Source organism: Streptomyces longhuiensis (genome assembly GCF_020616555.1).
GTDB lineage: Bacteria > Actinomycetota > Actinomycetes > Streptomycetales > Streptomycetaceae > Streptomyces > Streptomyces longhuiensis.
The window spans coordinates 2,579,933-2,605,701 of record NZ_CP085173.1 but is presented as its reverse complement, the minus strand read 5'-3'; the positions used below and the strand labels follow the sequence as shown (position 1 = coordinate 2,605,701).

23 protein-coding genes are annotated in these 25,769 nt (G+C 71.2%); 12 read left to right on the top strand and 11 right to left on the bottom strand.

Translation table 11 applies throughout. The features are described 5' to 3' along the window. Window positions 1-99 precede the first annotated feature (99 nt). Both LGI35_RS12210 and LGI35_RS12205 read left to right on the top strand, forming a co-directional pair. Window positions 100-936: a slipin family protein gene (locus LGI35_RS12210; protein ID WP_227293896.1), complete on the top strand. Its 837-nt coding sequence runs from the start codon at window positions 100-102 to the stop codon at window positions 934-936. A 237-nt stretch (window positions 937-1,173) separates the two neighbouring features. Beyond that, entirely contained in the window at window positions 1,174-2,256 is a 1,083-nt protein-coding gene (locus LGI35_RS12205; protein ID WP_227293895.1) for a S1 family peptidase, read from the top strand. A 59-nt stretch (window positions 2,257-2,315) separates the two neighbouring features. On the opposite strand, the gene LGI35_RS12200 is transcribed toward LGI35_RS12205, so the two are convergent. Beyond that, window positions 2,316-3,392: an ABC-2 transporter permease gene (locus LGI35_RS12200; RefSeq protein WP_227293894.1), complete on the bottom strand. Its 1,077-nt coding sequence runs from the start codon at window positions 3,390-3,392 to the stop codon at window positions 2,316-2,318. A 164-nt stretch (window positions 3,393-3,556) separates the two neighbouring features. Between LGI35_RS12200 and LGI35_RS12195 the strand changes: the two genes are divergently transcribed. Further along, entirely contained in the window at window positions 3,557-7,087 is a 3,531-nt protein-coding gene (locus LGI35_RS12195) for a DNA polymerase III subunit alpha (RefSeq protein ID WP_227293893.1), read from the top strand. After that, window positions 7,084-8,058, top strand: a complete 975-nt coding sequence (locus LGI35_RS12190; RefSeq protein WP_227293892.1) for a DNA polymerase Y family protein — start codon at window positions 7,084-7,086, stop codon at window positions 8,056-8,058. The genes LGI35_RS12195 and LGI35_RS12190 overlap by 4 nt, the downstream gene beginning before the upstream one ends. Window positions 8,059-8,062: 4 nt before the next feature. On the opposite strand, the gene LGI35_RS12185 is transcribed toward LGI35_RS12190, so the two are convergent. Continuing rightward, on the bottom strand, window positions 8,063-8,437 hold the full coding sequence (locus LGI35_RS12185; RefSeq protein ID WP_227293891.1) for a cupin domain-containing protein: 375 nt from the start codon (window positions 8,435-8,437) through the stop codon (window positions 8,063-8,065). A 104-nt stretch (window positions 8,438-8,541) separates the two neighbouring features. Here LGI35_RS12185 and LGI35_RS12180 point away from each other — a divergent pair, with 104 nt between their 5' ends. Then, window positions 8,542-8,988 (top strand): MarR family winged helix-turn-helix transcriptional regulator, encoded by a 447-nt coding sequence (locus LGI35_RS12180; RefSeq protein ID WP_227293890.1) that lies wholly within the window; start codon window positions 8,542-8,544, stop codon window positions 8,986-8,988. Between the two features lie 172 nt (window positions 8,989-9,160). Further along, entirely contained in the window at window positions 9,161-10,027 is an 867-nt protein-coding gene (locus LGI35_RS12175) for an esterase/lipase family protein (RefSeq protein WP_227293889.1), read from the top strand. A gap of 75 nt (window positions 10,028-10,102) precedes the next feature. Here LGI35_RS12175 and LGI35_RS12170 read toward each other — a convergent pair whose 3' ends face one another. Continuing rightward, window positions 10,103-11,092 (bottom strand): lytic polysaccharide monooxygenase auxiliary activity family 9 protein, encoded by a 990-nt coding sequence (locus LGI35_RS12170; protein WP_227293888.1) that lies wholly within the window; start codon window positions 11,090-11,092, stop codon window positions 10,103-10,105. A 703-nt stretch (window positions 11,093-11,795) separates the two neighbouring features. Between LGI35_RS12170 and LGI35_RS12165 the strand changes: the two genes are divergently transcribed. From LGI35_RS12165 to LGI35_RS12155, 3 genes are all read left to right on the top strand, one after another. After that, on the top strand, window positions 11,796-12,116 hold the full coding sequence (locus tag LGI35_RS12165) for a hypothetical protein (RefSeq protein WP_227293887.1): 321 nt from the start codon (window positions 11,796-11,798) through the stop codon (window positions 12,114-12,116). A gap of 154 nt (window positions 12,117-12,270) precedes the next feature. Next, the gene (locus tag LGI35_RS12160) at window positions 12,271-12,939 is read left to right on the top strand and encodes an AAA family ATPase (protein WP_227293886.1); all 669 of its coding nucleotides are present in this window, start codon (window positions 12,271-12,273) and stop codon (window positions 12,937-12,939) included. Between the two features lie 72 nt (window positions 12,940-13,011). After that, window positions 13,012-13,491, top strand: coding sequence for a GNAT family N-acetyltransferase (locus LGI35_RS12155; protein ID WP_227293885.1), 480 nt, complete (start codon window positions 13,012-13,014; stop codon window positions 13,489-13,491). Window positions 13,492-13,510: 19 nt separating this feature from the next. Here the strand turns inward: LGI35_RS12155 and LGI35_RS12150 are convergent, their stop codons facing one another. Next, a complete protein-coding gene (locus LGI35_RS12150; RefSeq protein WP_165914448.1) occupies window positions 13,511-13,654 on the bottom strand; it encodes a hypothetical protein in 144 nt (47 codons plus the stop codon). 110 nt (window positions 13,655-13,764) lie between these two features. Here LGI35_RS12150 and LGI35_RS12145 point away from each other — a divergent pair, with 110 nt between their 5' ends. Then, window positions 13,765-14,400 (top strand): class I SAM-dependent methyltransferase, encoded by a 636-nt coding sequence (locus tag LGI35_RS12145; protein ID WP_227293884.1) that lies wholly within the window; start codon window positions 13,765-13,767, stop codon window positions 14,398-14,400. Here LGI35_RS12145 and LGI35_RS12140 read toward each other — a convergent pair. Continuing rightward, entirely contained in the window at window positions 14,397-14,897 is a 501-nt protein-coding gene (locus LGI35_RS12140) for a ribonuclease FAU-1 family protein (protein WP_227293883.1), read from the bottom strand. The genes LGI35_RS12145 and LGI35_RS12140 overlap by 4 nt on opposite strands. Beyond that, window positions 14,878-15,798, bottom strand: coding sequence for a GNAT family N-acetyltransferase (locus tag LGI35_RS12135; protein WP_227293882.1), 921 nt, complete (start codon window positions 15,796-15,798; stop codon window positions 14,878-14,880). Before LGI35_RS12135 ends, LGI35_RS12140 begins: the two co-directional genes overlap by 20 nt. A 70-nt stretch (window positions 15,799-15,868) precedes the next feature. Between LGI35_RS12135 and LGI35_RS12130 the strand changes: the two genes are divergently transcribed. Beyond that, window positions 15,869-16,249: a GntR family transcriptional regulator gene (locus LGI35_RS12130; RefSeq protein WP_227293881.1), complete on the top strand. Its 381-nt coding sequence runs from the start codon at window positions 15,869-15,871 to the stop codon at window positions 16,247-16,249. 36 nt (window positions 16,250-16,285) lie between these two features. On the opposite strand, the gene LGI35_RS12125 is transcribed toward LGI35_RS12130, so the two are convergent. Then, a complete protein-coding gene (locus LGI35_RS12125; RefSeq protein WP_227293880.1) occupies window positions 16,286-17,380 on the bottom strand; it encodes a DUF5925 domain-containing protein in 1,095 nt (364 codons plus the stop codon). 154 nt (window positions 17,381-17,534) lie between these two features. On the opposite strand from LGI35_RS12125, the gene LGI35_RS12120 reads away from it, so the two are divergent. Then, window positions 17,535-18,959 carry a GH39 family glycosyl hydrolase gene (locus LGI35_RS12120; RefSeq protein ID WP_227293879.1) on the top strand — a complete coding sequence of 475 codons (1,425 nt, stop codon included), beginning with the start codon at window positions 17,535-17,537 and terminating at the stop codon, window positions 18,957-18,959. Between the two features lie 79 nt (window positions 18,960-19,038). On the opposite strand, the gene LGI35_RS12115 is transcribed toward LGI35_RS12120, so the two are convergent. From LGI35_RS12115 to LGI35_RS12100, 4 genes are read right to left on the bottom strand one after another with little or no spacing between them, the layout of a single operon-like run. Continuing rightward, a complete protein-coding gene (locus LGI35_RS12115) occupies window positions 19,039-22,974 on the bottom strand; it encodes a lipopolysaccharide biosynthesis protein (protein WP_423835702.1) in 3,936 nt (1,311 codons plus the stop codon). Continuing rightward, complete coding sequence (locus LGI35_RS12110; protein ID WP_227293878.1) at window positions 22,967-23,767, bottom strand: polysaccharide deacetylase family protein; 801 nt, start codon at window positions 23,765-23,767, stop codon at window positions 22,967-22,969. Before LGI35_RS12110 ends, LGI35_RS12115 begins: the two co-directional genes overlap by 8 nt. Further along, entirely contained in the window at window positions 23,764-24,777 is a 1,014-nt protein-coding gene (locus LGI35_RS12105; protein WP_227293877.1) for a glycosyltransferase family 2 protein, read from the bottom strand. Before LGI35_RS12105 ends, LGI35_RS12110 begins: the two co-directional genes overlap by 4 nt. Beyond that, window positions 24,774-25,574, bottom strand: a complete 801-nt coding sequence (locus LGI35_RS12100; protein WP_227293876.1) for a glycosyltransferase family 2 protein — start codon at window positions 25,572-25,574, stop codon at window positions 24,774-24,776. The genes LGI35_RS12105 and LGI35_RS12100 overlap by 4 nt, the downstream gene beginning before the upstream one ends. Window positions 25,575-25,769 lie beyond the last annotated feature (195 nt).

Genomic DNA, 25,769 nt, shown 5'->3' with positions numbered 1-25,769 from the left:
CGTCACCTTCTGAGGCATCAACTTCCAAGGCGTCATTTCTAAGGCGTCACCTTCGGAAAAGCCTGTCCGAGTGCCTGGGTCCGAACCCTGGAGGACTCCGTGGTCGAGGAACTGCTGGCGGCGGGAGCCGCTGCCGCGTCCGCTCTGGTGATCTACACGACGGCGGCGGCGCGCGTCGTCAAACAGTACGAGCGGGGAGTGGTCTTCCGGCTGGGGAGGCTGCGACCGGATGTGCGCGGTCCGGGGTTCACGATGATCGTGCCGTTCGTGGACCGGCTCCGTAAGGTCAACATGCAGATCGTCACGATGCCGGTGCCCGCGCAGGACGGCATCACCCGCGACAACGTCACGGTGCGGGTCGACGCCGTCATCTACTTCAAGGTGATCGACGCGTCCGAGGCCGTCGTACAGGTGGAGGACTACCGGTTCGCCGTCTCCCAGATGGCTCAGACGTCACTGCGGTCCATCATCGGCAAGAGCGACCTCGACGACCTCCTCTCGAACCGCGAACAGCTCAACCAGGGCCTCGAGCTGATGATCGACAGCCCGGCCGTCGGCTGGGGCGTGCAGATCGACCGCGTCGAGATCAAGGACGTGTCGCTGCCCGAGACCATGAAGCGCTCGATGTCGCGGCAGGCCGAGGCGGAGCGCGAGCGGCGCGCCCGGATCATCAACGCCGACGCCGAACTCCAGGCCTCCAGGAAGCTCGCCGAGGCCGCCGCAGAGATGTCCGAACAGCCCGCGGCACTCCAACTCCGGCTCCTGCAGACCGTGGTGGCCGTCGCCGCCGAGAAGAACTCGACCCTCGTACTGCCCTTCCCGGTGGAGCTCCTGCGCTTCCTCGAACGGGCGACCCCGGGGGACGCGGTGCGGCAGCCGGGCGCAGAACAACCGCCGATTCCCGGCCCGGTGGCATCGGAATCAGGACAGGACTAGACCTCACCCGTTGCGGACCACCCCTCTGCGCGGAGTGTTTGCAGTGGAAACCGACGTGGTGCGACAGGCGTGTGACGGGGGTGCACGCGGCCGGGGGAGCGCATAGCGTCAGTCGCACGCGCGTCCTGAAGTCGACCTTGTGTGTCCCCTGTGGCCGTCGGGATAGTGGGCGCGTCAACCTACGGGACCGGCTCACCCCACAGCGGTCGGTTCCGACCCCCCACAGGAGGACGAGAGTTGAAGCACCGACGCATACCCAAGCGGCGTGCCGCCGCGGTAGGAGCGGGCATCGCCGCCCTGGTCGCCGCGGGAGTCACCTTCCAGACTGCGAACGCGAGCACGGACACCCCTGAGGTGGCCCCGCAGACCCTGTCGATCGCGAAGGCCGGAAATCTCGCCTCGTCCCTGACCAAGGACCTCGGCGCGGACTCGGCGGGCACGTACTACGACGCGAAGGCCAAGCACCTCGTCGTGAACGTCCTGAACAAGGACGCGGCGGACATCGCGCGGGCGGCCGGAGCCAAGGCCAGAGTCGTCGAGAACTCCCTGGCCGAACTCAAGAGCGCCCGCGCCACCCTGAAGCAGGACGCGACGATCCCCGGCACCTCGTGGGCGGTCGACCCGGCCACCAACAAGGTCGTCGTCACCGCCGACCGCACGATCGACACCGCCGCGTGGAGCAAGCTCAGCAAGGTCGTCGACGGCCTCGGCTCCAAGGCGAAACTCCAGCGCACCAAGGGGGAGTTCAAGCCCCTCATCGCGGGCGGTGACGCCATCACCGGCAGCGGCGGCCGGTGCTCCCTCGGCTTCAACGTGGTCAAGGGCGGCCAGCCGTACTTCATCACGGCCGGCCACTGCACCGAGGCGATCTCGACCTGGTCGGACTCCGACGGCAAGGAGATCGGCACGAACGAGCAGTCCAGCTTCCCGGACAACGACTTCGGCCTGGTCAAGTACGCCGCCGACGTCGCGCACCCGAGCGAGGTCGACCTCTACAACGGCTCCACGCAGCCGATCACCAAGGCGGCCGACGCCACCGTCGGCATGAAGGTGACCCGCAGCGGCTCCACGACCCAGGTCCACGACGGCACCGTCACCGGCCTGGACGCCACCGTGAACTACGGCAACGGCGACGTCGTCAACGGACTCATCCAGACCGACGTCTGCGCCGAGCCCGGCGACAGCGGCGGCTCGCTCTTCTCGGGCGACGCGGCGATCGGCCTCACCTCGGGCGGCAGCGGCGACTGCACCTCCGGCGGGGAGACCTTCTTCCAGCCGGTGACGGAGGCGCTGTCCACGTTCGGCGCCGAGATCGGCTGACGTAACGACAGCGGGACAGCGCGACACAAGGGGCCGGCCCGTCATCGACGGGCCGGCCCTCACGTTCTGAGTGTCCGGGGCGGCGCCCCGGGGCCCGGCTTCCGCCTGCCGCGGAACACGGAGGCGGCCATCGTGATCACGATGCCGGCGACCGCCCACGCGGACAGCACCAGGAGCGGCCCGGTGACCGCGTTGCCCTTGAAGTAGGCGATGGAGCGGGCCACCCAGGTGCCCGCGCCCGGCGGCAGGGCCGGGCCGATCGCCTTCCAGAAGGGCGGCAGCATCGGCAGTGGGAAGGCGCCGCCCGCGCTCGGGTTGCCCGCGACCACCACGAGCAGGATCGCCAGGCCGATGCCCACGATGCCGAAGAGTCCCTGAAGGGCGAGCGTCGCGGCACCGACCGCGAAGATGATCAGTGCGCCCAGCCCCCACAGCGCCATGACGCTGCCGGGCAGCGCGCCGAGGATCGGTCCGACGATGACGGCGCCGCCGAGCCCGCCGACGATCGACACGAGCGCCATGGTGACCAGCCGGATGATCGCGCGCCGCGGGTCGGCGGGCCTGGCGCCCGTGCTGATCGCCAGGACCGAGGCGCACAGATAGCCGCCGACGCACCAGCCGACGACCAGATAGAAGGACGACAGGCCGTCGAAGTCCTGAGGTGAGGCCGGGGCCACGTCGACGGTCCGCACCGTGCGGTGCTGGGCCGCCTCCAGTGTGGTGATGAGCCCGTCGAGGGCGGAGGAGAGGACGGTGCCTCCACCGGAGGCGACCAGGAGGGTGTCGGTGGTGCCCCGGGGGGCGATGATCAGGGCCCCGTAGATGTCCCTGTTCACGACCTTGTCACGGGCCGCGGCCGCGCCGGTGACCGTCCGCGGGTCGAGCGGACTGCCGGGGAGCCGGTCCAGCCGGTCCACGGCCTGCCGCGCGACGGCCGGGACCGGTGCGGCGACACCGAACGCCACGTCCTTCGGCTTCGGGTTGTGCAGGGCCCCTACATAGGAAGTGATGAAGAGCAGCTGGAGGGCGATCACGCCGATGACGAGCAGCGCGGCCCGCGGTGTGACGGCGCTCTTCACCTCGTCGAGGAAGGACCCGCGCGGGGGCCCGGGCGGGGTGTCGGCTGTCTGGGTCATGCCCTCACGGTCCGGGGAGCCCGGTCCGTACGCAGGCGGGGTGGGGCTGAACGGGTGCCCGGGGCAGCGACCTCGCACGGATGTCGTACACACGTTCGATACTTGGTCTATGGTGGTGGTGGGGAGGCGAGAGCAGGTCGGTTCGAGGTGTGCAGGAGGTGCGCGTGCCAGGGTTCACGCATTTGCACACCGTCTCCGGGTTCTCCCTCAGATACGGGGCCTCGCACCCGGAGCGGCTGGCCGGACGTGCCTCCGAGCGGGGCATGGACGCGCTCGCCCTCACCGACCGGGACACCCTCGCGGGTTCGGTCAGGTTCGCCAAGGCCTGCGTCAAGGCAGGGGTGCGGCCGGTGTTCGGGACGGACCTCGCGGTGAGCGGGCCCCCGCCGGCCGGATCCGCCGCGCCGGGTGACGCCCCGGCCGAGCGGCGCAGGCAGCCCGTGCGCGGCGGTGCCTTCATCGACGAGTCGACCCCGCGCGTGACCTTCCTCGCCCGCGACGGAGCGAGGGGCTGGGCCTCCCTGTGCCGTCTGGTCACCGCCGCCCACGCCACCGGCGAGACCCGGCTGACCTGGGAGGACAACCACGGCGACGGCCTGACCGTGCTGCTCGGACCCGCGTCCGACGTCGGCCGCGCGCTCGCCGCGGGCCGCCCCGACCGGGCCGCGCGCCTCCTCGCTCCCTGGCGCGAGATCTACGGCGACGCCCTGCGCCTCGAAGCCGTCCACCACGGCCGCGAGGGCACGGGCCCCGGATCCCTGCGCCTGGCCGCCCGCACCGTCGGCTTCGCCGCCGAACAGGGCATCCGCCCCGTCCTCACCAACGACGTCCGGTACGCCGACCCGGGCCTCGGTCCGGTCGCCGACGTCCTCGACGCCGCGCGCCGCCTCGTCCCGGTCGACGCCCGCAAGGAACTCGACAGCGGAGAGCGCTGGCTGAAGGACGCCGACGCCATGTTGATGACGGCCGAACGGGTGGTGGAGGCGGCGGGCTTCCGCCGCGACGCCGCGTACCGGCTGCTCGAACAGACCAACGCCACGGCGGCGGAATGCCGCGTCGATCCCGAGGACGACCTCGGCATCGGCTCCGTGCACTTCCCCGAACCGCGGCTCGTCGGCGCCGGCCGCCGCACCGCGCAGCGGGTCCTCGCGTCGCGGGCGGCGGCGGGGATGCTGCGCCTCGGGTACGACCGGAAGCGGGAGTACTGGGAGCGGATGCACCGCGAGTTGGACATCATCGCCCACCACGACTTCGCCACGTACTTCCTGACGGTGTCCCAAGTCGTCGACGACGTAAGGGACATGGGGATCCGGGTCGCGGCGCGCGGCTCCGGCGCCGGGTCCCTGGTCAACCATCTGCTCGGCATCGCGCACGCGGACCCGGTCGAACACGGCCTCCTCATGGAGCGGTTCCTGTCCAAGCGCCGCTCCGTCCTGCCCGACATCGACATCGACGTGGAGTCGGCCCGGCGCCTGGAGGTCTACCGGGCGATCATCGGCCGGTTCGGCGCCGAGCGCGTCGCGACCGTCTCGATGCCGGAGACGTACCGCGTCCGCCATGCCGTACGCGATGTGGGCGCCGCCCTGTCCATGGACCCGGCCGACATCGACCGGATCGCCAAGTCCTTCCCGCACATCAGGGCCCGCGACGCGCGGGCCGCGCTGGAGGAACTGCCCGAACTGCGGGAACTGGCAGGGGAGTCCAGACAGGGCGGGGACAGGTACGGACGCATGTGGGAGCTGGTCGAGGCGCTCGACGCGCTGCCGCGCGGTATCGCCATGCACCCGTGCGGGGTGCTGCTCTCGGACGCCTCGCTGCTCGCCCGTACGCCCGTCGTGCCGACCAGCGGCGAGGGCTTCCCCATGTCGCAGTTCGACAAGGAGGACGTCGAGGACCTCGGCCTGCTCAAGCTCGACGTCCTCGGGGTGCGGATGCAGTCGGCGATGGCGCACGCGGTCGCGGAGACCGAGCGGGCGACCGGCTCCACGGTGGACCTGGACGCGGTGGAGCCCGGTGACCCGGAGACGTACCGGCTCATCAAGTCCACCGAGACGCTGGGCTGTTTCCAGATCGAGTCGCCGGGCCAGCGGGACCTGGTGGGACGGCTCCAGCCGGCCACCTTCCACGACCTCGTGGTGGACATCTCGCTGTTCCGCCCGGGTCCCGTCGCCGCCGACATGGTGCGGCCGTTCATCGAGGCGCGGCACGGGCGCGCGCCGGTCCGCTATCCGCACCGCGACCTGGAGGGGCCCCTGAAGGAGACGTACGGGGTCGTCGTCTTCCACGAGCAGATCATCGAGATCGTGAACATCATGACGGGATGCGGCCGCGACGAGGCGGACCGGGTCAGGCGAGGGCTGTCCGACCCCGATGCGCAGGGGCGCATCCGGTTCTGGTTCGCACAGCAGGCGGCGGCGCACGGATACGACGCCGAGACCATCACCCGCACCTGGGAGATCGTCGAGGCCTTCGGGTCGTACGGGTTCTGCAAGGCGCACGCCGTCGCCTTCGCGGTGCCGACCTATCAGTCGGCGTGGCTGAAGGCCCATCACCCGGCCGCGTTCTACGCGGGGTTGCTCACGCACGACCCCGGGATGTATCCGAAGCGACTGATCCTCGCGGACGCGCGGCGGCGCGGGGTGCCGGTCCTTCCGCTGGACGTGAACAAGTCCGCGGTCGCTCACCGTATCGAACTGGTGTCTGATAAAGGGGGTGGTGACCACACGAGCGGCGGTCACAAGGACGGCGGTCGCAAGGACGGCGGTCACGAGGAGGAGAAGTGGGGCGTGCGGCTCGCGCTCTCCGACGTGCATGGCATCAGCGAGGCCGAGGCGGCCCGCATCGAGGAGGGGCAGCCGTACTCCTCGCTGCTCGACTTCTGGGAGCGGGCGAGGCCGAGCAAGCCGCTCGCGCAGCGCCTCGCCCAGGTCGGCGGGCTCGACGCGTTCGGCGCCAACCGGCGTGACCTGCAACTGCACCTGACGGAACTGCACCGGGGAACGCGTGGGTCCCGGGGTGCCCGCGGCGCCCAACTGCCCCTGTCCGGCGGCCACGGGACCGCGCCGGCCGGCCTGCCCGACCTCGGCGACGCCGAGCGGCTCAGCGCCGAACTCGGGGTACTCGGGATGGACGCCTCCCGCCATCTCATGGGCGACCACGAGACGTTCCTCGAGGAGCTGGGGGTGCTGACGGCGCGCCGCCTGCGCGAGGCCGAGCACGGCAGGGTGGTACTGGTCGCGGGCGCCAAGGTCGCCACGCAGACCCCGCCGATCCGCTCCGGCAAGCGCGTCATCTTCACGACCCTGGACGACGGCACGGGCCTGGTCGACCTGGCCTTCTTCGACGACGCGCACGCCGCGTGCGCGCACACCGTCTTCCACTCGTGGCTGCTCCTCGTGCGCGGCACGGTCCAGCGGCGCGGCCCGCGCAGCCTCAGCGTGGTGGGCGCGGCCGCGTGGAACCTCGCGGACCTGGTGGAGGTGCGCCGGCGGGGCGGCCTCGACGCGGTGGCGCTGCGTCTGGCGGAGCCGCCCGAACAGCGGCCGTCCGACGGGGACGACCCGGTCGACGGCCGCCGCATCCGCATGGCCACCGGATACGAGATGCACCCCTGGGCGGATCTGCGCCCGGCGGGCGACGGCCAGTCCGGACCACCGCGCAAACTGTGGCACCAGAGCCCCGGGAGCGCGGGATGACCACTCTGTACGTACGGTTCCTGCTGCCGCCCATGTACGAGGCGGCGCTGCCCCGACTGATCGCCCTGCTGGGCGAGTTCAGCCCGACGGTCGAGGCGCTGCCGCCCGACGCCGCCCTCGTGGACCTGGGCGGGGCGGTGCGCTACTTCGGGCGGGACGCCGTCGAACTCGCCGCGGTGATCAGGGTGCGGGCGCTCGCCCTGTACGGGGTGGAGTGCGTGATCGGCGCGGGCCCCGGCCCGATGCTGGCGCGGATGGCGGCGCGGACGGCCTCGCCCGGGGTGACCAGGGTGGTGCCTGGGGACCCCGGCGCCGTGGCGGAGTTCCTCGCCGGGCAGCCGGTCGCCGCGCTGCCCGGCGTCGGCGCCGCCACCGCCCGCACCCTGTGCGAGTACGGGCTCGACACCCTCGACCGGGTGGCCGCCGCCCCGCAGGGCACCCTGCAACGACTCACCACCGCCCGCATCGGCCGTGAACTGCACGAGAAGGCGCGCGGCGTCGACCGCACCCGGGTCACCCCCAACGCCGCCACGCGGTCCACCGCCGCCGAACGCCCCTTCCCGCGCGACGAACTCGACCCGTACCGGCACCGCCGCGCCCTGCTCTCCCTCGCCGACGAGCTGGGCGCCCGGCTCCGTGACGGGAAGCAGGTGTGCCGCTCGCTGACCCTCACCGTGCGCTACGCCGACCGGTCCACGACGACCCGCAGCCGTACGCTCCCCGAGCCCACCGCGCACACGACCGCGCTGTCCACGGCCGCGTACCGGATGTACGAGGCGCTCGGCCTGCAGCGGGCCAGGGTGCGGGCGCTCGGTCTGCGGGCGGAAGGGCTCCGCCCGGTGGAGGGTTCCGCCCGCCAGCTGACCTTCGACCCCGCGGACGAGAAGGCGCGGGCGCTGGAGGCGGTGGCCGACCGGGCCCGGGCGCGGTTCGGACCCGGGGCGATCGTGCCCGGCCGGCTCGCGGCGTGAGCCCCTACCGAGCCCAGGGCGGCGTGACGCGCGTGCCGTCCGCCAGCACGGCCTCCAGGCCCATGGATGTCGTGACCCACATGGTGGCGGGCAGGTCGCCCGGGTTCTCGACGGTGAGGGTCGCGCCCGGATTGACGATCGCGGTGTCGCCCGCGGCGAGCGTGTCCGTGCGCCCGTCGACCGTGAAGCGCAGGCTGCCGCTGAGCACGTGCAGGATCTCCTCGCGGGACACCGTGTGGGCGACGCCCGGGGTGCCCGCCGGGATCTCGGCCCGCCAGGCGCACAGCTCCTTGCTGCCGGTGGCGGGCTTGGCGTACGAGACGAAGCGGACGCCGTGCATCTCGTGGACGGCGGCCTCGGACGCGCGGATGACTGGCATGGTGACTCCCCGTGGTTCAGCCGGCCACGTGGCCAAATGGTCAAGTGGGTTGACTATATAGTCAGGCAGCTTGACCAAATCGTCAAGGGTGTTTGAATGACTCCGTGCAGAACTCCGAGGCCATGGCCCTCTCCGCCGCCCTGCTCTCCGCCGCCGGTGAGCTGACGCAACGCATCCACGAAGGGGTCCTCGCCCGCGGCTTCGAGGGGCTGCGGCCCGCGCACGGATTCGCTTTCGCGCGGCTCTCCCGGGGCGGCGCGACCGCCACCGACCTCGCCGCGCATCTGGGGGTCACCAAGCAGGCCGCGAGCCAGCTCGTCGACGAGCTGGTGCGCAAGGGCTACGCCGAGCGCCGGCCCCACCCGGACGACGCCCGCGCCCGGCTCGTCGTCATGACCGAACGCGGCTGGGCGTGCGCGCGGGCCGCGGAGGAGTCCGCCGCCGACGCGGTGCGGCCGTGGGTCGAGCGGCTCGGTGAGCGCAAGGCCAGGGCGCTGCTCGACCAGTTGGCAGCCGTCGCACCCGACGGGCCCATCAGGCCCACATGGTGACATCGCGTCAGCACCGGGAGCGTCCAGTCGCCACGGAGAGTTTTTACTGACGCGTAACTTCACTCTTTTACTACTGGCGCGTAATTTACTGGCAGTACAGCATCCTCGTGATCCGGATCACAGGGCACGCACCCCACATCGCAACTCCCTTGAGCCGCAAGGAGATCACACGATGCTGCCCCGGAACTGGAAACGTGCGGTCAGATCCCTGACCGCGGCCCTGCTGCTCACGGCCGCGGCCACCGCGGTCCCCGCCGCCGCCCACGCCGGCACCGCCCCCAGCAGCGGCTGGAACAACTACTCGTGCAAGCCGTCCGCCGCGCACCCGCGCCCCGTCGTCCTCGTCCACGGCACCTTCGGGAACTCCGTCGACAACTGGCTCATCCTCGCCCCCTACCTGGTGAACCGCGGTTACTGCGTCTTCTCGCTCGACTACGGACAGCTGCCCGGCGTCCCGCTGTTCAACGGCCTCGGCCCGATCGACAAGTCGGCGGGCCAGCTCGACACGTTCGTCGACAAGGTCCTCGCCGCCACCGGCGCCCCCAAGGCCGACCTCGTCGGCCACTCGCAGGGCGGCATGATGCCCCGCTACTACCTCAAGTTCCTCGGCGGCGCCGCGAAGGTGAACTCCCTCGTCGGCATCGCACCCGACAACCACGGCACCACCCTGAACGGCCTGACCAATCTCCTGCCGTACTTCCCCGGGGCCGGTGACCTGCTGACCCTCGCCACCCCCGGCCTCGCCGACCAGATGGCGGGCTCCCCGTTCATCACCAAGCTCGACCAGGGCGGGGACACCGTCCCCGGCGTCCACTACACCGTCATCGCGACCAAGTACGACGAGGTCGTCACCCCGTACGGCACCCAGTTCCTGAGCGGCTCCGACGTCCACAACGTCAAGCTTCAGGACCTGTGCGCCGTCGACCTGTCCGAGCACGTCGCCATCGGCACCATCGACCGCATCGCCTTCCACGAGGTCGCGAACGCCCTCGACCCGGCTCACGCCACGCCCACCACCTGTGCCTCGGCGGTGAGTTGAGCCCGTAGCAGCGGGACGTGAAAGGGCCGCCGTCTCCACGAGTGGGCAGGGAGACGGCGGCCCGGCTGTGAGGCGTCAGCGGCTGTGCCGCCCGCCCGCCACGGAGCGGCGCCGCACCGACGCGAACATCGTCGCGGCACCGACCGCCAGGACAGCGGCGCCGCCCATCGCGATGTACGGGGTCGTGCTGTCGCCGCCGGTCTCGGCGAGGTTCTCGTCGGCGAGAGGCTGCGCGGCACCGCCCTTCGCCTCGGGCGCATTGCCGCCCGTCGAGGCATCGGCGGCCGGCGCCGTGGACTCCTCGGCCTGCGGCTCGGCGCTGCCCCCGGCGTCACCGTGGTGGTGCTCCACGGACGACTTGCCGGCGCCGTCCGCGATCTCCTGGTCGGAGGGCGCGGAGGCGGTGGGAGCGGCCGCACCGGCCCCACTGTCCTTGCCGAACACCACGTCGGAGCAGGTGTAGAAGGCCTCGGGGGAGTCGGAGCGCTGCCAGATCGAGTAGATGAGGTGGCGGCCCGAACGTGCCGGGACGTCACCGTCGAAGACGTAGTCGCCGTTCTCCATCTTCGGGTCGGTGACCTCGACGAAGGGCTGCGCCTCCAGGTCCGACCACTTCAGCGGCTTCGTCGGGTCGTACGCGTCCTTGGTGATGTACAGCTCGAACGAGCCCTTGTGCGGCGCCGTTCCCTTGTAGTGGAACGTGTGGCTGCCCGCCGCCATCGGGCTCGACGGCCAGTCGGCGCGCGGAAGGTCGAGCCCCTTGTACTTGTCGTTGCCCGCGCTGCACAGCTTGCCGTCGGGGATGATCTCCTTCGACTTGCCCGCGGCGTTCGCGATGTTGACCGCGTTCCAGTCGTAGAAGGCCTGCGCGCCACTGGCCGCGACGGCGGCCTTGCACGCCGCGGACTGCGGGCTCTCCGGGCCCTCCGCGTAGCAGGCGGAGACGCGGCTGACCGGGTCCGTCATCGAGCCGTGCGCCGACGCGGGCGCGGCGGCCAGTGCGGTCAGGGCGAACGGGACGGCACCTGCGACGGCGAACGCGGCGGCCTTGCGGCGAACTGTCATGAGTGGAACTCCTCAACGGCGGTTCAGGGGTGGGGGGACGGGCCGCGACGACGGCCCCGGCGGTGAGAAAGCTAGACCCTGAAAATCGTGGAATCGCCTGCTGGGGGCTGGTGATGGCGATCTTTATGGTGCGGTTAAGGGAGGGCTAATCGGGGGCTCAGGCTGGGCATGGAGAGGGGGCTCGCCGAGCTGCGCGCAACGCCCGGAGCGGTCCGTGACAGTCCACTGGCGTCCAAGACGTGACGCGTCGTTCGGCTTCCCGTTCGGCTCCCCGGAGTGCCCGCCGCGTCTGTGCATCCTCGAATGCTGACGGTGTGCTCTGCGGATGGCCCGTCGCAAATGCCCGGCCCTGGGGCCCATGCTCCATGCGGGTGGTGTGGGCTCCGGGGCGTCACCGTCGAAGAAGGGACGGCGTCAGGGGAGACGTCGTGGCGCGGGGGCCGACCGCCGACCACTGACCTGCGGAATTGAGCAGACTTCTGCTCAACATGCTGGAGAGGGTAGGTGCTACTAACGTGATTCTTGTGAGAGTCGCAACCGGGGCACGCCGCGGGCGGCAGGATTCCGGGAGGATCCGGAACCGATGAGCGGCGAGACGTGCTCCCACTGGGAGCTGTGACCTCTGCGAACCGCACCGCATGTCTTGCATGCGGTGTGGCCACCCGCCTTCGATCTTCGGTGGCGGAAGGAAAGGTAGAGACTCATGCGAACACCTCATGTCAAGCGTTCCTTCGCTGTAGCCGCCGCCGGTGTGATGCTGGCTGGTGGCGCCGCTGTCGGTGCCGCAGGCGTGGCTACGGCTGCACCTGCCCACGCGGCCTCCGCGGCCAGTCACTCCCACGACCGGTGCGGCTGGTGGGATGACTGCGACTGGTACGGCTACAACAACGGCTACGGCTACAACAACGGCTACGGCTACGGCTACAACAACGGCTACTACAGCGGGTACGGCAACGGGTACGGCTACGACAACGGGTACGGCGGCGTAGCCATTGTCATTGTGGGCGGCTACGGCGGCTACTGAGCCACTCGGGGAGAGGCGAACTGGCGCCGCATCAGGCGACGTTGGCCCTGTGGAGAACTCGTCGAAGCGGTCCGTCGGGCGTGGCCGAGGATGGTCCCTCGGGCTGCGAGCGGATATGCGCGGTCCCACACGCTGACCACTGGATCGGAGGAGGATGCTGCCCGGACAGTATGAAGAGCGGGCAGACGCCGCAGAGCTTCCGGCACGGCTGCGGAACGTCTTCTGGATCGGTGGCGGGAGTGGTGCAGGCAAATCGACCATCGCCCGCCGGCTCGCCGACCGCCACGGCTGGCGTCTCTACGCGACCGACGACGTGATGCATGATCACGCCGGGCGGACCACCCCTGAAGAGGCCCCCTGCCTGCACAAGTTCATCGCCATGGACATGGACGAGCGATGGGTGAGCCGGACTCCTGAGGTCATGCTCGAGACGTTCCACTGGTTTCAAGGTGAGGGCTTCGGCCTGATCGTTGAAGATCTCCTTCGCCTGCGGCGGGAGCCATGCGTCGTCGTCGAGGGATTTCGGCTCCTGCCGCACCTCGTGAAACCTCTGCTTGCTGCTCCTGACCGCGCCGTCTGGCTTCTTCCCACGCCTGATTTCCGCCAAGCCGCCTTCCAGAGCCGGTCCGCACCAGGGGAAGGGTTCGTATGGGAGACCAGCGATCCGGCAAAGGCCGGCCGCAACATCGCCGAACGTGACCGCATGTTCACACGACGCATCGAGGAGGAGGCCGAGCGTTTCCAACTGCGCACCATCCGCGTCGACACCACGATGACGGAAGACGATCTCGCTGAGCAGGTGACCACCGCGTTCGGACTCTGACGTCGGCCGGCACACCGGCTGCGAGCTTCACGGAGGCGCTCAGGCTGCGCTCGGGCCCCGTACTGTGCGGCCATGACTCACACAGTTCGCCGCGCAGTGGCAGCCGACGTACCCGCTGTGAAAACGGTGACCGACGCCGCGTACCACCCCTATATCGACCGCATCGGAGTGGTGCCCGCGCCCATGGAGGCCGACCACGGCGCCGAGGTGGCCGCGGGCAGGGTGTATGTCGTGGACGGGGAGCGGGGCGGAGCGCCCGCCGTCGTCGGGCTCGTGGTCGTCGAGCCCCGCGAGGACCATCTCTTCCTCGACAGCATCGCCGTCCACCCCGACGCCCATGGACAGGGCGTGGGGCGACGGCTGCTGGCATTCGTCGACGAGCACGCGCGCGTGCTCGGCCTTCCCGAGGTGCGGCTCTACACGAACGCGATGATGTGGGAGAACCAGGAGATCTATCCGCGGTACGGATACGAGGTGGTGGAGCGCCGCGTCGACGGCCTCTACGACCGCATCCACTACCGCAAGAGGCTCTCCGCCGACCGGCCCGCGTGACACGGGCGTCCCGGCCCGCTCACTCGTCGGGCCACCACGTGCGCCGGATGTCCTTGCGCACTTCCGGACGGTCGTGGCGGCGCTCGGCGGCGGCGTCTTCCTGCTGCTGCCGACGGGTGGTGCTGGTCTTCGCCACGGGCTTGTTGATGGTCACACGGCGCATGACTGCCTCCTGTGCCTACCCCGGTTCCACTGCGGTACCGCTGTAGACGTGTTCCCCGGAGGGTGACGCATCGAAGCGTGATTGTCAGTGGCAGGTGTCACGATCTGGGTATGAGGACGAGCGAGGACACCACGAACCGGGACATGGCGCCCCTCGAACGGGTCGACTGGGACGCCGAGGCCGCGGCCTTCGACGACGCACCCGACCACGGTCTGCGTGATCCCGCCGTGCGCGGGGCCTGGGCCGCGCGCCTGCGGGACTGGCTGCCGGACCACCCCTGCGACCTGCTCGACCTGGGCTGCGGCACGGGCAGCATGTCGCTGCTCGCGACCGACCAGGGGCACAGCGTGACCGCCGTCGACCTGTCGCCCGCCATGATCGACCTCGCGCGCGCCAAGCTCGCCGGCCGCGCCGCCCGGGTGTTCGTCGGGGACGCCGCGGCGCCGCCCGTCGCGGGCGAGACCTTCGACGCCGTCCTGGTGCGGCACGTCGCGTGGACACTGCCCGACCTCGACGGTGCCCTCACGCACTGGCTCTCACTGCTGCGGCCCGGCGGGCGGCTGATCCTGGTGGAGGGCGTGTGGGGCACGCTCAGCCCCGTCGGCATCCCGGCGGCCCGGCTCACCGGCGCCCTCGCCCCGCTCGCCGCCCACGTCCGGCACGAACCGCTCTCCGGCGACGCGCTGCTGTGGGGGAGACAGGTCGAGGACGACCGGTACGCGGTGGTCGCGACCGTACGGTCCTAGGCGAGCAGCCTGCCCAACCCCTCGGTGCGCGCGAGGAGTTCGAGGTCGTCGAGGGCGCGGAGCGCGGCCGCCGCGGCGTGCGGGTCGCGCTCCGCGAGCCCGCTCTCCGCGAACTCGTCCTCGTCGAGGCGCAGTACGTCGCTGCCGTCCGCCGAGACCCACAGGTCGAGGTCGAGATCCTCCACGACGAGTTCGCCGCCCTCGAGCACCGCCGGCCGGGTCACGTCGCAGTACCAGCCCTTGAGCGTGCCGCCCCCGGTGCGTACCTCCTTGACCGCGTACCACCGGTCCCGCCAGTAGTGCTCGGTGAAGACGTCGCCCGGTCCGAAGCGCACGAACCCGAAGTCCCTGACCCCGGGAGAGGCCCAGGCGGCGGTGACGGTCACGCGCGTGCCGTCGTCGCGGACGACGTCCGCGGGGTAACGGATCTTCGTACGGCCCGCCTTGAGCAGGACCACCTCAAGAGCCTCGGTCGTCTCAGGTGAGGGTGCGGACATGGCGTACCTCCGTGGCACAGATCTCGTAGCCGAACCATTCGTTGATCGCGAGCATCGGGCCGTTCCCCGCGTCGTTGCCCGTGAACGCCTCCGTGACGCCGGCCTCGCGGGCGCGGTGCAGGGAGTCGTTCTTGGCGAGCTTGGCCAGGCCGCGGCCGCGGAACTCCCGCGCGGTGCCGGTCATGCCCGACGTGTAGCGGGTCTCGTCGTCGGTGCGGGCCAGGCTGAACGCCACGGGCCGGCCGTCGGCCACGGCCACCGAGGTCAGCTCGTGGTCGGTCAGCGGATGGTGCCAGGTCTCGTCGAGCCAGTGCTCGTAGTCCGTGAACTCCGTGGCCACGTCGCTCGGTTCGTCGCTCACTGTCTCCGCGTCCAGGTCGAACAGCGGACGCGGGTCCTCCGCGAAGTCCGCGCCGGTCCGCAGCGTCACTCCGGCCGGCGGCGCGGCGAGCGGCGGCAGCGTGCCGTGTGCCAGATCGAGACGGAGGAAGTGGGCCGGACGGCTCGCCCGGTAGCCGCGGCGCGCGGCGAACGCCCGGTCCCGCGGGGTGTCGAGCACCCACGAGTAGACGGCGACGGCGCCCTCGCCGGCGAGATGCTCCTCCGCCGCCCGCACGAGCAGGGACCCGGCCCCGCGCCCCGTGCGCCCGGGGTCCACATAGACGTTCACATAGCCCTGCCCCGGGTCCGGACTGTCGTACGCGATCCCGACCTGCGCGGTGCCGACGACCTCGCCGTCGGCCTCGGCGACCAGCGGCCGGTACCGGGCGTCCGGATGGGCGTGCGCCAGATCGAAGGCGACCGACTCGGCGGTGGCGAGCATGGCGGGCAGCGCGGCGCGGCGGACCCGGGCGAACGCGGCCGCGTCCTCGGGCCGCAGGGCCCGGACGATCACAGTCATACGGCCGCACGCTACGCGCGGGGCGCGCCGGGGTGCCTCCCATTTTTCCGCGGTGCGGGACAATCGGCCCGTGACCTTGAAGATCGACATCGATGCGGGCGCGGCGACGGCGCCCTACGAACAGGTACGGGCCCAGATCGCCGGACAGGCCCTCTCCGGGACCCTGCCCGTCGGCTACAAACTGCCGACGGTACGCGGGCTCGCCGAGACGCTCGGACTGGCCGCCAACACGGTGGCCAAGGCGTATCGGGCGCTCGAGTCGGACGGCGTGATCGAGACGCGCGGCCGCAACGGCACGTTCGTCGCGGCCGCGCGTGACGCCTCGGCCCGGGAGGCCTCGGCGGCGGCCGCCGCGTTCGCGGAACGGGTCCACCGCCTCGGCCTCTCCGAGTCGCAGGCGCTCGCCGCGGTACGGGACGCGCTGCGGGCGTCGTACGGGGACAAGGGGTGACCGGGAGGCGGCCGAGGGCACCCAGGTCCTGAGCCCCTACAGGTACAGCCCCGCGTCCGCCGCATCGCGCTGGTCCGGGACCGATGCCGGGCCGGTGCCGCGGCGCAGCGCGTACAACTCGGCGAGTGTCGCGCCGTCGCGGCCCACGCCCTCCTCGCTGCCGAGCCAGTCCACCGACTCGCGGTGGGTGAGGGGTCCCACCTCGATACGGGCCAGGCAGCGGCCGGGGCGCACGACCGCCGGGTGGAGGCGCTCCAGGTCCTCGTTCGTCGTGACGCCGACCAGCACGTTCCGCCCCTGCCCGAGCAGGCCGTCCGTCAGGTTGAGCAGACGCGAGAGCGCCTGCCCCGCCGTGTGCTTGGCCTCGCCGCGGATGAGCTCGTCGCAGTCCTCCAGGAGGAGGAGGCGCCAGCGGCCCTTCGCCGTGCCGTCGTCCTCGCCGATCGCGATGTCCATGAGGTAGCCGACGTCGGAGAACAGCCGCTCCGGGTCCAGTACGCAGTCCACCTGGCACCAGTCGCGCCACGACCGGGCCAGCGTGCGCAGCGCGGACGTCTTGCCCGTGCCGGGCGGACCGTGCAGCAGGAGGAGCCGGCCCGCGATGTCTTCCGGGGTCGTCTTCATCAGCTGTTCCATGGCCCCGGCCACTGGCGCCGTGTAGTTCTCCCGCACCTCGTCCCACGTACCGGCCGAGATCTGCCGCGTGGTGCGGTGCGGCCCACGCCGGGGCGAGACGTACCAGAACCCCATCGTCACGTTCTCCGGCTGGGGTTCGGGCTCGTCGGCGGCGCCGTCCGTGGCCTGCCCGAGCACCTTCTCGGCGAGCTCCGCGGTGGTCGCCGTCACCGTGACGTCGGCGCCCCTGTTCCAGCGGGAGACGAGGACGGTCCAGCCGTCGCCCTCGGCGAGCGTCGCGCTGCGATCGTCGTCGCGCGCGGAGCGCAGGACCACCGCGTCGGGCGGCAGGAGGGTGGCCCCCGACCGCACCCGGTCGATGTTCGCCGCGTGCGAGTGCGGCTGCTCGCCCGTCGCGAAACGGCCGAGGAACAGCGCGTCGACGACGTCGGCCGGAGAGTCGCTGTCGTCGACGTTGAGCCGGATCGGCAGCGCGTCGTGTGGGTTCGCAGACATGCCGCCATGATCTGCCACGCACGGCACTCCCGCACGGGATTTCCGCAGCGCGTCACACGCCTGCCCGCGCGGCGGCCCGCTCCCGCTCCCCGTTACAACCCTGTCGCAGCGGAGTCTGTCCCTCCGCGAAGGACCGTAGTTACTCTTGCCCTTGATGGGACGTCATGGGTGGGTTTCGGGGGCGGGGCGGTGGCGGCTCACCGCTCTGCTCGGCGTGGGGGTGGCCGCTCTGGCCCTGGTGCTGACGGTGATCGTCACACTGCCGAACGACCGTGCCGACGACAGGGGCACCACGAGCGCCGGTGACAAGGTGCACGGCTCCCCGTCCGACCCGTCCGCAGACCTGGGTCCGGTGGTCGGGTGGGGCTTCACGCACACGCAGTACAGCGCGGACGAGGGGGACGACGGCGCGACGCGGCGGGTCGAGGACACGCTCTCCGGCCAGGGGGTTCCGCAGATCCAGCACATCATGGGCTGGGGCGCGGGGAACCCCGAGCCGGTCGAGGGCCGTTACGACTTCGACGAGATGGACCGCCGGATCGACTTCATCAGGAAGTCGGGCGGCACCCCCGTCGTCACCCTGTGCTGTTCCCCGGACTGGATGAAGGGCGGCAAGGCGGGGGTCGACAACACGGACTGGAGCCGGCAGTCCCTGGAGACCGCGCCCGACCGCGCGCACTTCAAGGACTTCGCCGCGCTCGCCGCGACGGTCGCCAAGCGCTACCCGGACGTGCGCCACTTCATCGTGTGGAACGAGTTCAAGGGCTTCTGGAACAACGGGAAGCAGCGCTGGGACTACGAGGGCTACACGGAGCTGTACAACCTCGTCTACAAGGCGCTCAAGAAGGTCGACAAGGACATCATGGTCGGCGGGCCCTACCTGGTGATGGACAGCGTCGACCCGCGCCAGACCGAGAACGCGTCGGCGGAGGTGAAGGGGCCCTGGGGCAGCATGGACCAGCGTGTCCTCGACGCCTTCGACTACTGGAACAAGAACAAGGCGGGCGCCGACTTCGTCGTCGTCGACGGCTCCAGCTACACCGTCGACGACGAGCTGCTGCCCGACGAGTTCAAGGCCACCGACAAGCTCACCGCCGTCGGCAAGTGGGTGGAGCGACAGACCCGTGACCTGCCCCTGTGGTGGGCCGAGTACTACGTGGAGCCCGGCGACCAGAACGACGACCGCAAGGGCTGGAGCGAGCCGCACCGCGTCGCCGTCCAGGCGTCCGGCCTCGTCGCGATGGCCAAGGGCGGCGCGTCCTCCGGCTTCTACTGGAACCCGGAGGAGAAGACGGGCACGGCCTGCGCCGGCTGCCTGTGGACGCCCACGCAGTCGGGCGACGGCGGCGCGAAGCTGCCCATGTACGACCTGATCTCCCGCTTCCACAAGGAGTTCCCGCCCGGCACCGAGTACGAGACGGTGCCGGTCGCCGCGGACGACGTACCGAACGTGCGGGTGCTCGCCGACGACAGGACGGTCGTCGTGGTGAACACCCTGAACCGGAAGATCAGCGCGAAGGTCGACGGGAAGCGGTTCGAGATGGGTGCCTACGAAGTGAAGTGGCTCGAGCGGAAGTAGTCCGCCCGAGCCACCGACTGCTCCTGAGACCCGCAGGGCCGACTCGAGACCCGCGGGGTCTGGTCGAGACCCGCGGGGCCTACGCCATCGTCAGGAACCTCTGGAGGATGGACGCGAGCAGCACCGCCAGCAGGGGCAGCGAGAACCAGAAGCTGCTCTGCAGCCAGCGCAGGTGCCGCACCCCCGGCCGTACCGCCACCCGCACGATCTCGCGCGCCCCGAGCAGCAGTACCAGGGCGACGGCCGCGAGCCCGCCCACCACGGACCACGGGGTCCAGGTGATCTGCGGGCCGATCGGTCCCGGTTGGGCCTTCGGGACGTCACCGCTCGGCTGCTTGCGCAGCGTGTACATCGTGACGTCGCCGTTGACGAGGACCTTCGACAGCTCCTGACGGTCGTCGAGGTTGCGGATGAGCCGCGTCTCCCAGGTCTTCGAGTAGCCGACGTCCATCTGCAGATAGACGACCTGACTCTTGTTGATCATGAGGTACGAGTTCGGGCCCGCGTCCTTGAGCGCCTTCACCAGGCTGGAGACGAGGACAGGGTCGACGGGCGCGAGCGTGGGAACGTACTGCACCTTCTCCATGTCACGCGTGCCCCACGGCATCGCGGGCGTGACGTTGTCGACGGTGTCGTTGCTCATCCACAGAAGGCGGACCGTCGGGTCGTCGTGCGCGTAGACGTAGTCCATCGCCGCGACCTCGCCCGGCCTGATCCGCTCGAACGGCTCGTTGCCCCAGCGCGCCACGAGGAAGCCGCCCATGAGGATCAGGCCGGCCAGCAGCGCGGCGAGCGGCGCGAGGCTCACCCGGTCGCGGTCGCGTTCCTTCGCGGTGATCCCGGTGCGCGGGAACAGCGCGAGCCCGGCGAGCAGCGCGGCGCCCGGCAGCGCGAACATGAAGACGCGCAGCGCCATCTCGCCGCCGTACGACTGCATGCCGAAGCCCAGGAACGGGACGAACGTGAGGACGAGGAGAGAGCGCTCCCGGTACTTGGCGTCGCGCCGCCGCCACCAGCCCCAGCACGCGAACGCCATCACACCGCCGGCGAGCAGCACGCGCGCGTAGAGGACGAGTTTGTGGGCCGAACTGCCGCCCTGGATACGCCCGGAGACCGACGACGACACATTGCCGCCGACGCCACCGAGCCCGCCGAACAACTCGTCGAAGTGGCCCGACCAGTACGGCTCCGCGAGGAACGAGACCCAGACGGCGACCAGGACCGCGAACAGGATCGGCAGGCCGCGCAGCTCGGAGCGGCCCACGAGCACCAGGACCGCGAGGACCCCGAGCATCACGAACGGGGTGAGTTGATGAGCCGGGACCGTCGCCGCGAACAGGCCGATCAGGACGAGCAGCAGCACCGCCCGCTGCCGCCGGTCGGTGGGCTCGACCTCCAGCTCGCCGGGCCGCCGCTTGGTCCACAGCACCCGAGGCGCCCGGAACCACACCAGCAGGATGGCGACGAAGGCCAGGTAGAGGAGGTACGTGAAGCCCTGCGGGGAGAAGTAGTCCTGGCCGACCCAGCCGCTGAGCACGAAGATCCACAGCCCGGTCCACCGGGCGCGCCAGCTCGCCCGCATCGAGCGCGTCAGCAGGAACATGGGCGCCAGGTAGAGCAGTTGCATGGCGAGCGGCCACCAGCGGATGACCTCGGTCATGTCCGTGACACCGCACGCCTTGGCGACGAACGTCGCGGCGGCGAAGAACCCCGGCCAGCTCCAGCGCGCGTCCAGGTCGGGCACCGCCGAGCCGGTCCTGTCGATGTACTCCATGAAGCCCAGGTGCTGCCATGCCGTCGCGAACCGCGGCTCGGCCTCGATCACGGCGGGCAGGGCGTGCAGCGAGGCGACCGTGGCGAGCAGCGTCAGCAACAGCAGCCATTTGTGCGGGCGTTCGAGCCACAGGAGGGACGCGAACACCACGATCAGGAGTGCCGCGCCGAGCAGGGTCGCGGGCGGCAGCACCGAGATGAGCCCGAGTCCGTCCATCGCGTCGAGATCGCCGTCGCCCAGGCCCAGTACGGGTCCCCAGTACAGCCCGAGCGCGGCGACGAGCAGGAGCGCCAGGACGACGACGCGCGGGCTCAGCGGCGCGAGCCGGTCCCGAAGGGTCCGGGGTTCGGGCGCGGGCGTGGCGGGCGGGGCGAGAACCGCGGTGTCAAAGGTGCCCGACGTGTCAGAGCTGCCATCGATGCCCGAGGCCCCGGCGATGCCTGAGGTGCCACCGATGGCTGAGGCGTCAGAAGCCTCCGACGTGGCAGAAGTCTCGGATGTGGCAGAGGCAGAGGCAGAGGCAGAGGCAGAGTCCGGCTCCGGCTCCGGGTTCGGGTCCGGCTCGGCGGGCGGTCTCGGCGCCGGTGGCGGTGGGGACTTCAGTGCCCAGGTCGGCCGGTGCCCCATGTCGTCCTCCCCGCCCCCCGCCGCCGGCGTCCCGTGCGCGGGTGTCGCGGGCCCCGGCCGCACGTCGGGGCGCCGCTCCTGATGGTCCAGATTGAGCTGCACCGCGAGGTGCAGTGTGTCGGAGTCGAGCGTGCCGCGCAGCGCCTGCCCGGGACCCTGCCGCTTGGCCCCCGTGGTCACGTCCGGGGTGCCGAGGTCGGCCAGATCGCCGTCCGGGGCCCCCACGACGACCGGCGCCGGGGGAGCGGTCCGCACGATCCGGTACAGCTTCGGCGCGGCGAGCGCCACGATCACGGCCAGGCTGGAGATCTCCGCGACGCCCGCGCCCGTCAGGCCCATCCGGGGCAGGAGGAGCAGCGTCAGACCGAGGACCAGGACACACAACAGGCCCTGCAGCCAGGCGAGTCCGGCCGTACGGCTCTGCGCGCGCAGCACCGCGAAGTACGTCTCCATGACCACGCGCAGGGCCGCGCCGACCGCGAACCAGCGCAGCAGCGGCGTCGCCGCGTGCGCGTAGTCGTCGCCGAAGACGTGCAGGACCAGCGGCGCCGCGAGGAACAGCAGCCCGCAGATCGGCAGCATGATCCGCGCCATCCGGCGCAGCGCGGCCCGGGTGTTCGCCGCGAGCTGCGCGGGGTCGTGCGAGCCCTCCACCGTCAGTGAGGCGCCCATGTTGATGGCGAGCAGGTTGACGGTGCCGCCGATGGTGGTGGTGATGTAGAAGTACGCGTTGTCGGCGGAGCTGACCTGTGAGGCGATCAGGACCGGGACGAGATAGACGACGGCGAGCGAGAACAGGGAGCCCGTGTAGTCGCCCGCCAGGAAGCGGCCCACCTCGCGCAGCGTCGGCGGGTTCGTGCGGTGCGCCGTGAGCTCCACGTGCCGCGGCACCAGGCGCCGGAACACCAGCCAGCCCAGCGGGATCACGGACGTCGCGATGGCCACGACCCACGACACGAACACGCCGGTCGTGGGGATCGCCACGGCGAACGCGATGAGCAGGCCCAGCTTGACCGTGGAGAAGACGGTGTTGCCGACCGGCACCCACAGCGCGCTGCGCAGCCCGGTCAGCACGCCGTCCTGGAGCGTGAGCAGCGACCAGGCGACCACGGCGGCGATGAACCCGAGCCCGTTGACCGGACCGTGCAGGAACCGGTACGACGGCCCCCAGACGTCCAGCGTCAGCAGGAAGACCAGCGCCGCGCACGCGACGGCGAGCGAACTCCCCGCGTACGTACGGAAGATGAAGCTGCCGGTGCGCCGTCCCGCGATCGGGATGAAGCGGGCCAGCGCGCCCGTCAGAGTCACCGCGGTCAGCCCCGCGAGGAACTTCATCGCCGCGATGGCCGCCGAGCCCTGGCCCACCGAGTCCGCCGAGTAGTAGCGGGCGGCGGCGAGCCAGAAGCCGACGCCGAGCACCCCGGAGATGCCGGTGTTGAGCATCAGGGCATAGGCGTTGCGGAACAGCTGGTTCCCGCCCCCCGACCCCATGGGTCCCTTGTTGCCCTTGCCGCCCTTGCCCATGCCGGGCAGCCGCAGTTTGCGGCCGGCCGGCTGCTGGGGTTCGGTCGTCGGTGTGGTCGTGGCGGCCTGGGCGGTGGTCGTGTCAGACACGGGTTCGGATTGCCTTCCGGCGGACCTGTCGGGCTCTGCGGACGAGGGCGTACCCCTTGGTGAGGGCACGGTCCCTCGCGAAATTGCGGGCGATCGCGCGGCCCTCCACGAGCCGTGTGAACTCCTCGATGCCGGTCGCGCGGCGCACGGTGACGCGCTGGAGGGCGTACGGGCCCTGCCGCCGCCGGGCCAGGCCGTTGCCGACCGCCAGGGACTGGGCGAACCCGGCCCTCCGTACGGCGGCGCGCACCCGCCGGCTGGAGTAGCCGTACGGATACGCGAACGACTTCGGCACCGCGCCGAGTTCGTCGGCGACGATCTCCCTGCAGCGCAGCAGCTCGAACCCGAGCGCGTCGTCGTCGAGCTGGTCGAGCTGCGGATGCGTGTGGCTGTGCCCGCCGATCTCCGTCCCGGCACCGGCGAGCGCGCGTACCTCGTCCCAGCCGAGCATCGTGTCGAGCCCGCCCCCGGTGTCGTACGCCCCGCGCAGCCAGCCCGTCGACACGAACAGCGTCGACCGGAAGCCGTGCTTGGCGAGGACGGGGAGCGCGTGGCGGTGCACGCCCTCGTAGCCGTCGTCGAAGGTGATGAGGACGGGCCGCTCGGGCAGGGCGCGCCCCGGTGAGCGCCAGATCGCGGCGAGCTCGGCGGTCGTCAGGGGAGTGAGGCCGAGATCGGCGACGGCCGCGAGCTGTTCGGCGAACGCCTCGGGCGTCACCGACAGCTCACGCGTCGCGTCGTTCGGCTCACGCGCCACCGAGTGGTACATGAGGATGGGCACGGGCGTACTCATGACGGCCCACCACCCCCCTCGGCGGCCCCGATCTCCACGACCGAGAACGTCGCGCCCGTCCTGCGCGCCCGGAAACTGCCGAGCGCGTACCCGCCGGCCGTCGTGAGGACTCCGGCCACGATCGCCCCGGCCCGCCCCGCGCCCCCCGGCCGCGCGAGGACGAAGTCCCGTACCCCGCGCGCCACTCCGGCCGGCAGGACCCGCGTGGCGTAGCGCCGCTCGGACTCGAGGCCCTTGTCCGCTCCCACGCTCTGCGCGACCAGCGCCTTGGAAAGCCCCTCCGCGTAGGCCCGGGTGCGGAAGTAGGCGAAGCGCTCGCGGCCCGCGGGGACCCGGTGGTGGATCACCGCGCGGTCGTCGATCAGGAGCACCGCGTCCGGTCTGGCGCGGGTGAGCCGGATGCACAGCTCCGTCTCCTCACAGCCCAGCGGCCGCTTGTCGCCGTCGCGGCCGATGCCCGTCGCGAAGCCGCCCGCCGCGTCGAACGCGGACCGCCGGAAGGAGGCGTTGCCGCCGAGCACATTGCGCACCCGCACCTTCCCGCGCGGCAGCCCCTTGTACGTACAGCCGACGACCCAGTCGAACTCCTCGGGGAACCACGCGGGGCGGCGGCCCGAGGACCAGACGGGTTCCGTGCGGCCGCCCACCGCCATGACCAGGGGATCGTCGTAACCGGCGGTGAAGTGACGCAGCCAGTCCCGCTCCGCGACCGCGTCGTCGTCGAGGAACGCGATGATCCCGCCGCGCGAGACGGCGATGCCCGTGTTGCGTCCTGCGGACAGGCCGCGGGGGCCCGCGTTGGCGAGCACGCGGACGTCTTCGGACTCCTTGAACTCCTTGCCGAGACGCTCCAGGAGAGCCGGGTTGTGGTCGACCACCAGCAGCGTCTCGAGCGCCGGCAGCGACTGCGCCCGCACCGAGGAGACCGCCGCGAGGATGTCCTCCCAGCGGTCCTCGGTGTAGACGCAGATCACGACGGACACGCCGCCGTGCGGGCCGTGAGCGCTCAAGACACCTCTCCCCGGCCCGTGTTGAGCATGGCCGCCTGCGTCCGGCGGCGTCGCTGGGCGCGCCGGGTCGAGCGCTCCTTGACGATCACCTTGAGGACCCGGAGCCCGTCCCGCACGGCCCGCAGGTTGCTCGCGCCGTGGATCCGCAGGTATTCGTGGCTCGGGATCTCCTGGACCTTGAGGCCGGCCTTGACGACCCGGATGTTCATCAGGGTCTCGACCTCGAAGCCGGTGCAGTCGAGGTCGATCTGGTCCAGGCAGTGCCTCCAGAACGCGTTGTAGCCGTAGCACAGGTCGGTGTAGCGGGCGCCGAACTTCTTGTTGACGACCGTGCACAGCGCCCAGTTGCCGAGCTTGCGGATCGGCGTCATGTCGTCGGTGCCGCCGCCGTTGGCGAAGCGGGAGCCTTTGGCGAAGTCGGCGCCCGAGACCAGGGCGGAGACGTAGGAGACGATCTCCTGGCCGTCCGCGGAACCGTCCGCGTCGACCATCACGATGATGTCCCCGGTGCACGCCTCGAAGCCCGTGATCAGGGCGTCGCCCTTGCCCTTGCCACGCTGCGGGACGACGACCACGTCGGGCCACAGTTCGCGGGCCACTTCCACCGTGTTGTCGGTGGAATTGCCGTCGACGAGAACCACTTCGTGGATCCAGTCGGGAAGGGTCTTGAAGACGTACGGAAGATTTTCCGCCTCATTCATGGCGGGGATCACGACGCTCACCGGCGGCGCAATCGCGAGATGGGTCGAGATCGCCCTGTACTGGCTGGCTATCGCAGGACGCACAAAAGAACTCATGAGTCTGGTCCCTCTCGTCCGGTGGTCTGTCCGGTTCGAAAGGGGGGTTCTCACTTACGGCCATGACGAATGGAGCTCTGTGCAGGCCGTGTGAGCTGGCAAAATAGACCGATCGACTAAATCGGCCACGCGGCACGCGACTCGGCTGAATTGCGGTCACCGAGCACGGCACCCCCCTACCGCGCCCCGCGCCCG

What these genes read in the sequence shown, in the direction of transcription:
- LGI35_RS12200 (WP_227293894.1), bottom strand. Translation starts at nt 3,392, where the DNA reads ATGACCCAGACAGCCGACACCCCGCCCGGGCCCCCGCGCGGGTCCTTC.
- LGI35_RS12190 (WP_227293892.1), top strand. Translation starts at nt 7,084, where the DNA reads ATGACCACTCTGTACGTACGGTTCCTGCTGCCGCCCATGTACGAGGCG.
- LGI35_RS12185 (WP_227293891.1), bottom strand. Translation starts at nt 8,437, where the DNA reads ATGCCAGTCATCCGCGCGTCCGAGGCCGCCGTCCACGAGATGCACGGC.
- LGI35_RS12175 (WP_227293889.1), top strand. Translation starts at nt 9,161, where the DNA reads ATGCTGCCCCGGAACTGGAAACGTGCGGTCAGATCCCTGACCGCGGCC.
- LGI35_RS12170 (WP_227293888.1), bottom strand. Translation starts at nt 11,092, where the DNA reads ATGACAGTTCGCCGCAAGGCCGCCGCGTTCGCCGTCGCAGGTGCCGTC.
- LGI35_RS12165 (WP_227293887.1), top strand. Translation starts at nt 11,796, where the DNA reads ATGCGAACACCTCATGTCAAGCGTTCCTTCGCTGTAGCCGCCGCCGGT.
- LGI35_RS12160 (WP_227293886.1), top strand. Translation starts at nt 12,271, where the DNA reads ATGCTGCCCGGACAGTATGAAGAGCGGGCAGACGCCGCAGAGCTTCCG.
- LGI35_RS12155 (WP_227293885.1), top strand. Translation starts at nt 13,012, where the DNA reads ATGACTCACACAGTTCGCCGCGCAGTGGCAGCCGACGTACCCGCTGTG.
- LGI35_RS12150 (WP_165914448.1), bottom strand. Translation starts at nt 13,654, where the DNA reads ATGCGCCGTGTGACCATCAACAAGCCCGTGGCGAAGACCAGCACCACC.
- LGI35_RS12145 (WP_227293884.1), top strand. Translation starts at nt 13,765, where the DNA reads ATGAGGACGAGCGAGGACACCACGAACCGGGACATGGCGCCCCTCGAA.
- LGI35_RS12140 (WP_227293883.1), bottom strand. Translation starts at nt 14,897, where the DNA reads ATGTCCGCACCCTCACCTGAGACGACCGAGGCTCTTGAGGTGGTCCTG.
- LGI35_RS12135 (WP_227293882.1), bottom strand. Translation starts at nt 15,798, where the DNA reads ATGACTGTGATCGTCCGGGCCCTGCGGCCCGAGGACGCGGCCGCGTTC.
- LGI35_RS12125 (WP_227293880.1), bottom strand. Translation starts at nt 17,380, where the DNA reads ATGTCTGCGAACCCACACGACGCGCTGCCGATCCGGCTCAACGTCGAC.
- LGI35_RS12120 (WP_227293879.1), top strand. Translation starts at nt 17,535, where the DNA reads ATGGGACGTCATGGGTGGGTTTCGGGGGCGGGGCGGTGGCGGCTCACC.
- LGI35_RS12110 (WP_227293878.1), bottom strand. Translation starts at nt 23,767, where the DNA reads ATGAGTACGCCCGTGCCCATCCTCATGTACCACTCGGTGGCGCGTGAG.
- LGI35_RS12100 (WP_227293876.1), bottom strand. Translation starts at nt 25,574, where the DNA reads ATGAGTTCTTTTGTGCGTCCTGCGATAGCCAGCCAGTACAGGGCGATC.